The sequence below is a fragment of the Serratia proteamaculans genome, from assembly GCF_004684015.1.
In the GTDB taxonomy this organism is placed as follows: domain Bacteria; phylum Pseudomonadota; class Gammaproteobacteria; order Enterobacterales; family Enterobacteriaceae; genus Serratia; species Serratia proteamaculans_F.
Genome location: NZ_SRIA01000003.1, coordinates 19,358 through 27,095 on the forward strand (window position 1 = coordinate 19,358; position 7,738 = coordinate 27,095).

Genomic DNA, 7,738 nt, shown 5'->3' on the forward strand with positions numbered 1-7,738 from the left:
CGTAACAGTAAGTTATTAAAATGTAACAAGGCCGATTTGTAGAGTGCCAGTGAAGCTGAGGTTGTGCAACAACGATATGGAACTTGCATTAACGGGTAATGAAAATGGCTGGTGGATCGTCAGCCATGAAAGCAAACTTTGGTTACCGAACGGTGAATTGCCGTGTGGTTTGGCCGCGTCATTTTCTCTGCAGGGAAGAATGGCTCGTACTATTGGCGAATGGGAAGGGTTGCCGGTCTGGCTGGTACGCCACGCAATGCCGCAGGAGATGGGGTCGGTGCGCCAATTGCTCGAACTCGATCGCGGGTTGTTCCAGCTTGCCGGGCGCGGCGTACAACTGGCTGAGTTTTACCGTTCCCATCGCTACTGCGGTTACTGCGGCCATGAGATGCATCTCAGCCGCACCGAAAGTGCCTGCCTGTGTGGCAACTGTCGGGAGCGTTACTACCCACAGATCGCCCCCTGCGTGATCGTTGCCATTCGACGTGACGATGAGATCCTGCTGGCGCAACATGTGCGCCATCGCGGCGGTATTCATACCGTACTGGCTGGTTTTGTCGAGGTTGGCGAAACGCTGGAGCAGGCGGCCGCACGCGAGGTGATGGAAGAAAGTAATATTGAAATCAAAAACCTGCGTTATGTCACTTCACAGCCCTGGCCGTTCCCGCACTCGTTGATGATGGCCTTTATGGCCGATTATCACCGTGGCGAGATCCGCCACGATCCGAAAGAGCTGCTTAACGCCGGTTGGTACCGCTACGATCAGTTGCCGCTATTACCGCCGACCGGCACGGTAGCGCGTCGCCTGATAGAGGACACCGTAGCCTTATGCCGTGAGCAATAAATCGCTACAATACCGGCAGATGAATAAGGGAGCCCCATAAATGAATGAGTTGAAGAACGATCGTTACCTGCGCGCACTGCTGCGTCAGCCGGTGGATGTGACCCCTGTATGGATGATGCGTCAGGCCGGTCGTTATTTGCCGGAGTACAAGGCCACCCGTGCCCAGGCCGGTGATTTCATGTCGCTGTGCAAGAACGCGGAGCTGGCCTGTGAAGTCACGCTGCAGCCGCTGCGCCGTTTCCCGCTGGACGCGGCGATCCTGTTCTCCGATATCCTCACCATTCCCGATGCCATGGGGCTGGGCCTGTATTTCGAAGCCGGTGAAGGCCCGCGTTTCTCCTCGCCAATCACCAGTCGTGCCGATGTCGACAAGCTGCCGGCGTTCGACCCGGAAGTGGAACTGGGTTATGTGATGAACGCAGTGCGTACCATCCGTCGTGAGCTGAAGGGCGAAGTGCCGCTGATCGGTTTCTCCGGCAGTCCGTGGACGCTGGCGACCTATATGGTGGAAGGCGGTAGCAGTAAGGCCTTCACCAAACTGAAAAAAATGATGTACGCCGAGCCGGCTACGTTGCATCTGCTGCTGGATAAGCTGGCAGACAGCGTCATCTTGTATCTTAACGCCCAGATTAAAGCCGGCGCGCAGTCGGTGATGGTGTTCGATACCTGGGGTGGTGTGCTGACCGGTCGTGACTACCGCGAGTTCTCGCTGCATTACATGCACAAGATTGTTGACGGCCTGCTGCGTGAAAACGACGGTCGCCGTGTACCGGTTACGCTGTTCACCAAAGGTGGCGGCCAATGGCTGGAGGCGATGGCGGCAACCGGTTGTGACGCGCTCGGCCTCGACTGGACGACTGATATCGCCGATGCACGTCGTCGCGTCGGGGACAAAGTCGCGCTGCAGGGCAATATGGACCCTTCCATGTTGTATGCGTCACCGGAGAGAATTGGCCAGGAAGTGGAAACCATTCTGGCCGGTTTCGGCCACGGTGAAGGGCACGTGTTCAATCTGGGCCACGGTATTCACCTGGACGTGCCGCCGGAAAACGCCGGTGCCTTTGTTGAGGCGGTCCACGCGCAGTCGGGGAAATACCATCGTTAAGGATTGGATGTGATAGAGACTCAAGCCCTGCGTGCAGAACAGCTACTGCGCGCCTCCGAAGTCATTCGCCAGGATGATTTTTTGGTCGATTCACCGGCCTTTATCGCCGGTGCCGACGTGGGCTTTGAGCAGGAGGGCGAGGTGACTCGTGCTGCCATCGCCATCCTGCGCTATCCGTCGTTGGAGCTGGTGGAATATCAGGTGGCACGGGTTGCCACCACCATGCCCTATATCCCCGGTTTCTTATCGTTCCGTGAATACCCAGCGTTGCTTGCAGCCTGGGAGCAACTGCATCAAAAGCCGGATCTGGTGCTGGTTGACGGTCATGGCATTTCGCATCCGCGCCGTCTGGGCGTAGCCAGCCATTTTGGCCTGCTGGTCAACGTACCGACCATCGGCGTAGCCAAAAAGCGCCTGTGCGGTAAGTTCGCCCCGCTGGACGAGGCTGTAGGTGCGCTGGCCCCGCTGGAGGACAAAGGCGAGCAGCTTGGCTGGGTATGGCGCAGTAAGGCGCGCTGTAATCCGTTGTTTATCTCCACCGGTCACCGCGTCGGCGCCGACAGTGCCCTGGCGTGGGTACAACGTTGCATGGCGGGCTACCGTTTGCCGGAACCTACACGCTGGGCCGATGCCATCGCCTCGCGCCGCCCGGCCTTCCAGCGCTGGCTGCAGCAGCATCCAGAGGTGTCGCAATGACCGATTTCGGGTACACTGCGGCGCAGATAACGCGTAAGAGAGTGAATAATGCTACGTAACCCGATTCATTTACGTCTGGAAAAGCTTGAAAGCTGGCAACATTTGACCTTTATGGCCAGTTTGTGCGAGCGTATGTATCCGAATTACCAGATGTTCTGCCTGCAAACCGAGTTCGGCGAACCGGCAATTTACCGCCGCATTCTGGATTTGGTGTGGGAAACGTTGGTGGTCAAGGACGCCAAGGTCAACTTTGACAGTCAGCTGGAGAAGTTGGAAGAGGCGATACCCTCGGCAGAAGATTACGATCTTTACGGCGTTTACCCGGCGATTGACGCCTGTATCGCATTAGGGGAACTGATCCATTCGCGACTCAGCGGGGAGACGCTAGAGCACGCTATCGCCATCAGCGAAACGTCAATTCGCACCGTGGCGATGTTGGAAATGACTCAGGCCGGTAAAGAAATGACCGACGATGAGCTCAAGGTTTTGCCTGCGGTAGAGGAAGAATGGGACATCCAATGGGAAATTTTCCGCCTGTTGGCTGACTGCGAAGAACGCGATTTGGAACTGATCAAAGGGTTGCGTTCTGACCTCCGCGAGGCCGCGGTTAGTAATATCGGGATAAAATTAACGCAATAAGGCAAGAAAACGTGATTTAACGCCTGATTTGTCATGCCTTAAGGCTTCACATCCGCACCCTGTCTGGTCTACATTTGGGGGGCGGAAAAAAAGTGGCTATCGGTGCGTGTATGCAGGGAGTGCTGTACATCGGCATATCCGTCGCACTCGATGCTTTGCAAACGATAAACACACTGTAAGGATAACTTATGAACAAGACTCAACTGATTGATGTAATCGCGGACAAGGCTGACCTTTCCAAAGCACAAGCTAAACTGGCTCTGGAATCCACCCTGGCTGCTATTACTGAGTCTCTGAAAGAAGGTGATGCAGTACAATTGGTTGGTTTCGGTACTTTCAAGGTAAACCACCGCAACGAGCGCACTGGTCGCAACCCGCAGACTGGTAAAGAAATCAAAATCGCAGCTGCTAACGTGCCTGCGTTCGTTTCTGGCAAAGCACTGAAAGACGCAGTTAAGTAATACTGCGTGTTGGTGAAAAGATTAAACAGGGGGGCATTCGCGCCCCTTTTGTTTATCCGACAGGCGCTTATGGTCATCGGCATTGCCGCTGGCCTGAGCGCCTGCAGCAGTCATTCCGATACTCCTGCCTTTACTGCCAGCGGTTATGTGGCCGACCAGGGCGTGATGCGCCTGTGGCGTAAAGACGACGATCGGCACCGTCCGCTGGTGTTGATGAGCGTCTACAGTCCCTATCGTGGTCCGGGTACCGTGACTACGCTGTACGAATATCAAGACGGCAAGCTGCGCCAGATTAAACGCACTGACGCCGATGGTGACCAAGACTCCATTCAATTGCGCTTTGCCGATGACGGCGGAGTAAGCTTTATGCAGCGCCAACTGGCCACGCGACGTGAACAGCTGACTGCCGATGAAATCGCGCTGTATCAATATCAGGCACGACGCGTGCTGGAATTGAGCAATGCGCTGCGCGCCGGTAAGGTGAAACTGCTGCAGGGGCGTTGGCAGCAGGGAGTAGTACAAACCTGTGATGGTCAAACGTTGAAGCCGGATCTCGATAGCAGTGCCGAAGCCTGGATCGCGCGACGTGCCCGCAATAGCAGTCAGCCGGTGAATATAGCCTGGTTGGATGCGCCGGAAGGGCGTGAACTGTTGCTGGTGGCGAACGATGATTTTTGCAGTTGGGAACCGAAAGAAGACCAGCTATAAAAAAGGCCCCGCATTGCGGAGCCCGGAGTCACATCTCGATGTTCAGATCATTTGCCGCGTGCAATCGCGCGATAGCCAATGTCCTTGCGGCTAAAACTACCCGGCCACTGAATACCTTCCGCTAATTGATAGGCGCGTTGCTGCGCTTGAGCCACCGTCTCACCCAGTGCGGTTACGCACAACACGCGCCCCCCGCTGGTGACTACGTCATCGCCCTGCATGCGGGTACCGGCATGGAACACCTTACCGTCGGCACTTTCCTGCTGTGGCAGACCCTGAATGACTTCACCGTTGTTGTAATCACCCGGATAGCCGCCGGCTGCCAACACGACGCCTAGCGCAGGACGCTCATCCCACTCGGACGTTTTCTCACCCAGTTTGCCTTCTGCTCCAGCCAGACACAGTTCGACCAAATCAGAACGCAGGCGCAGCATGATCGGTTGCGTCTCTGGATCGCCAAAGCGGCAGTTGAACTCAATCACCTTCGGCTGGCCGTCTGCGGAGATCATCAACCCGGCATAAAGGAAGCCGACGTAGGTATTACCTTCCGCGGCCATGCCACGCACGGTAGGCCAGATGACCTGATCCATGGCGCGCTGGTGAATTTCATCGGTGACTACCGGTGCCGGGGAGTAGGCACCCATGCCACCGGTGTTCGGGCCGGTATCACCGTCGCCGACGCGTTTGTGATCCTGGCTGGTGGCCATCGGCACTACGTTCTCGCCGTCGACCATCACGATAAAGCTGGCTTCTTCACCTTCAAGGAACTCTTCCACCACGATGCGGTGACCGGCGTCGCCAAAGGCGTTACCGGCCAACATGTCCTGCACCGCGTCTTCCGCTTCCTGCAACGTCATGGCGACGATCACGCCCTTGCCGGCAGCCAGGCCGTCGGCCTTGATGACGATGGGCGCGCCTTTGCTGCGCAGATAGGCCAGCGCGGGTTCAACCTCGGTAAAGTTCTGGTATTCGGCGCTCGGGATGTTATGACGTGCCAGAAAGTCTTTGGTAAAGGCTTTAGAGCCTTCCAATTGGGCCGCTGCCTGGGACGGGCCGAAGATTTTCAGGCCGGCGGCCTGGAAGGCATCAACCACACCAATCACCAGCGGCGCTTCCGGCCCGACGATGGTGAGACCGATATCATGGCTCTGGGCGAAGGCAACCAGCGCCGGAATATCGGTAGCGGAGATCGCGACGTTCTCGAGATTGCCTTCCAATGCGGTACCGGCATTGCCCGGTGCCACATAGACTTTATCTGCCAACGGTGACTGAGCGGCTTTCCAGGCCAGCGCGTGTTCACGCCCGCCGTTGCCGATAATTAAAATATTCATCAGGTGCTCCACGCAGAGCGTGCGCCGTAGCGCACGCGGCAAAAAGAAGGATTAATGGCGGAAGTGGCGCATGTCGGTGAAGATCATCGCGATGCCGTGCTCATTGGCGGCGGCAATCACTTCGTCATCACGGATCGAACCGCCTGGCTGGATCACACAGCTGATGCCCACCGCTGCGGCGGCATCAATGCCATCACGGAACGGGAAGAAAGCATCAGACGCCATGGCGGAGCCTTTGACTTCCAGGCCTTCGTCCGCGGCTTTGATCCCGGCGATCTTGGCGGAGTAAACGCGGCTCATCTGGCCGGCGCCTATACCGATGGTCATGTTGTCGCGCGCATAGACGATGGCGTTGGACTTCACGAACTTGGCGACTTTCCAGCAGAACAACGCATCACGCAGTTCCTGCGCGGTCGGCTGACGTTCAGATACCACGCGCAGATCGCCTTCGCTCACCATGCCCAGATCGCGATCCTGCACCAGCAGGCCGCCGTTGACACGTTTGAAGTCGAGGGCAGCAATACGTTGCTGCCATTGGCCGCAGGCCAGTACGCGCACGTTCTGTTTGGCGGCCAGCAGGGAGCAAGCTTCCTGACTGATGCTCGGTGCGATAATCACTTCCACAAACTGACGGCTGATGATGGCCTGTGCGGTGGCGGCGTCCAGTTCGCGGTTGAAGGCGATGATGCCACCGAAAGCAGAGGTCGGGTCGGTTTGGTACGCGCGCTCATAGGCTGCCAGAATATCCTCGCCGATCGCCACACCGCATGGGTTGGCGTGCTTGACGATCACGCAGGCCGGCTCGTCGAATTCTTTCACACATTCCAGTGCGGCGTCGGTATCGGCGATATTGTTGTAGGACAGCGCTTTGCCTTGCAGTTGTTCCGCGGTGGCGACAGAGGCTTCCTGAACGTTTTCTTCTATATAGAAGGCCGCTTGCTGGTGGCTGTTCTCACCGTAGCGCATATCCTGCTTCTTTATATAGTTGAGGTTCAGGGTGCGAGGGAAACGGCCGGCAGGCTGTTCGGTATCGCCGTGGTAGGCAGGAACCAGTGCGCCGAAGTAGTTGGCGATCATGCTGTCGTAGGCGGCGGTGTGTTCGAAGGCTTTGATAGCCAGATCGAATCGGGTGGCGTATTGCAGCGAGCCGTCGCTGTTATCCATCTCGGTAATAATAGCGGCGTAGTCGCTGCTCTTTACCACGATGGCGACGTCTTTATGGTTCTTGGCCGCGGAGCGCACCATGGTTGGGCCGCCGATGTCGATGTTTTCGACGGCGTCTTCCAGTGAGCAGTTCGGACGCGCCACGGTTTGGGCGAACGGATAAAGGTTTACCACCACCATGTCGATCGGCTTGATGTCATGCTGGCCCATGATGGCATCGTCCTGGCCGCGGCGGCCGAGAATACCGCCGTGTACTTTGGGGTGCAGGGTCTTAACTCGTCCGTCCATCATTTCCGGGAAGCCGGTGTAGTCGGAAACTTCGGTAACAGGCAGGCCGGCATCTGCCAGCAGGCGGGCGGTGCCACCGGTGGAGAGCAGTTCAACGCCACGCTGGGACAGCGCTTCGGCGAATTCAACGATACCGGTTTTGTCAGAGACGCTGAGCAGGGCCCGGCGGATTGGACGAGGTTGTTGCATGGTTTTATCCCTTGGCTTTGGAGTCGCAATAAAAGAGCGTTACGTGAATTTCCACCTTCTACTCTTTATAAGGAAAGGTTTTTCTCTCTATAAAGGGGTAATCAGGCACAGATTCAGGTAACGCCCCCATAAAAAGGGGAGCGTTTCGTCGCGGGGAATTGTAGCGAAAACGTTTGCGTGGCGCTCGTAAAATTTCCGGGCAAATCACTTCTGTGGATAAGTTTGTGTACAACAAGGTATAAGGCGGGGTTTTGCTGTGGAATGCAGCAAACGATCGTTTTTGTTGAAAATACCTATTGCGGCCTCCAGAGAA

The 7,738-nt window shown here is 56.7% G+C and carries 9 protein-coding genes; 6 read left to right on the plus strand and 3 right to left on the minus strand.

Going from position 1 to position 7,738, the window contains the following annotated elements:
* The first annotated feature begins 76 nt into the window (after nucleotides 1-76).
* The 6 genes from nudC (at nucleotide 77) to E5C26_RS01520 (ending at nucleotide 4,453) form a co-directional block, all read left to right on the plus strand.
* On the plus strand, nucleotides 77-844 hold the full coding sequence (gene nudC, locus E5C26_RS01495; RefSeq protein WP_135314769.1) for an NAD(+) diphosphatase: 768 nt from the start codon (nucleotides 77-79) through the stop codon (nucleotides 842-844).
* A gap of 40 nt (nucleotides 845-884) precedes the next feature.
* Nucleotides 885-1,949 carry a uroporphyrinogen decarboxylase gene (gene hemE, locus E5C26_RS01500; protein ID WP_135314770.1) on the plus strand — a complete coding sequence of 355 codons (1,065 nt, stop codon included), beginning with the start codon at nucleotides 885-887 and terminating at the stop codon, nucleotides 1,947-1,949.
* A gap of 9 nt (nucleotides 1,950-1,958) precedes the next feature.
* A complete protein-coding gene (gene nfi, locus E5C26_RS01505; protein ID WP_135314771.1) occupies nucleotides 1,959-2,645 on the plus strand; it encodes a deoxyribonuclease V in 687 nt (228 codons plus the stop codon).
* A 48-nt stretch (nucleotides 2,646-2,693) separates the two neighbouring features.
* Nucleotides 2,694-3,284 (plus strand): YjaG family protein, encoded by a 591-nt coding sequence (locus E5C26_RS01510; protein WP_135314772.1) that lies wholly within the window; start codon nucleotides 2,694-2,696, stop codon nucleotides 3,282-3,284.
* Between the two features lie 188 nt (nucleotides 3,285-3,472).
* Nucleotides 3,473-3,745, plus strand: a complete 273-nt coding sequence (hupA, locus tag E5C26_RS01515; protein WP_012004757.1) for a nucleoid-associated protein HU-alpha — start codon at nucleotides 3,473-3,475, stop codon at nucleotides 3,743-3,745.
* Between the two features lie 69 nt (nucleotides 3,746-3,814).
* Nucleotides 3,815-4,453, plus strand: a complete 639-nt coding sequence (locus E5C26_RS01520) for a DUF1481 domain-containing protein (protein WP_167796590.1) — start codon at nucleotides 3,815-3,817, stop codon at nucleotides 4,451-4,453.
* A 47-nt stretch (nucleotides 4,454-4,500) separates the two neighbouring features.
* Here E5C26_RS01520 and purD read toward each other — a convergent pair whose 3' ends face one another.
* From purD to E5C26_RS24685, 3 genes are all read right to left on the minus strand, one after another.
* Nucleotides 4,501-5,784, minus strand: a complete 1,284-nt coding sequence (purD, locus tag E5C26_RS01525) for a phosphoribosylamine--glycine ligase (RefSeq protein ID WP_135314774.1) — start codon at nucleotides 5,782-5,784, stop codon at nucleotides 4,501-4,503.
* A 51-nt stretch (nucleotides 5,785-5,835) separates the two neighbouring features.
* Nucleotides 5,836-7,425 (minus strand): bifunctional phosphoribosylaminoimidazolecarboxamide formyltransferase/IMP cyclohydrolase, encoded by a 1,590-nt coding sequence (gene purH, locus E5C26_RS01530; protein ID WP_135314775.1) that lies wholly within the window; start codon nucleotides 7,423-7,425, stop codon nucleotides 5,836-5,838.
* 58 nt (nucleotides 7,426-7,483) lie between these two features.
* A partial coding sequence (locus E5C26_RS24685) for a hypothetical protein (protein WP_206194220.1) occupies nucleotides 7,484-7,738 on the minus strand: 255 nt, incomplete at its 5' end.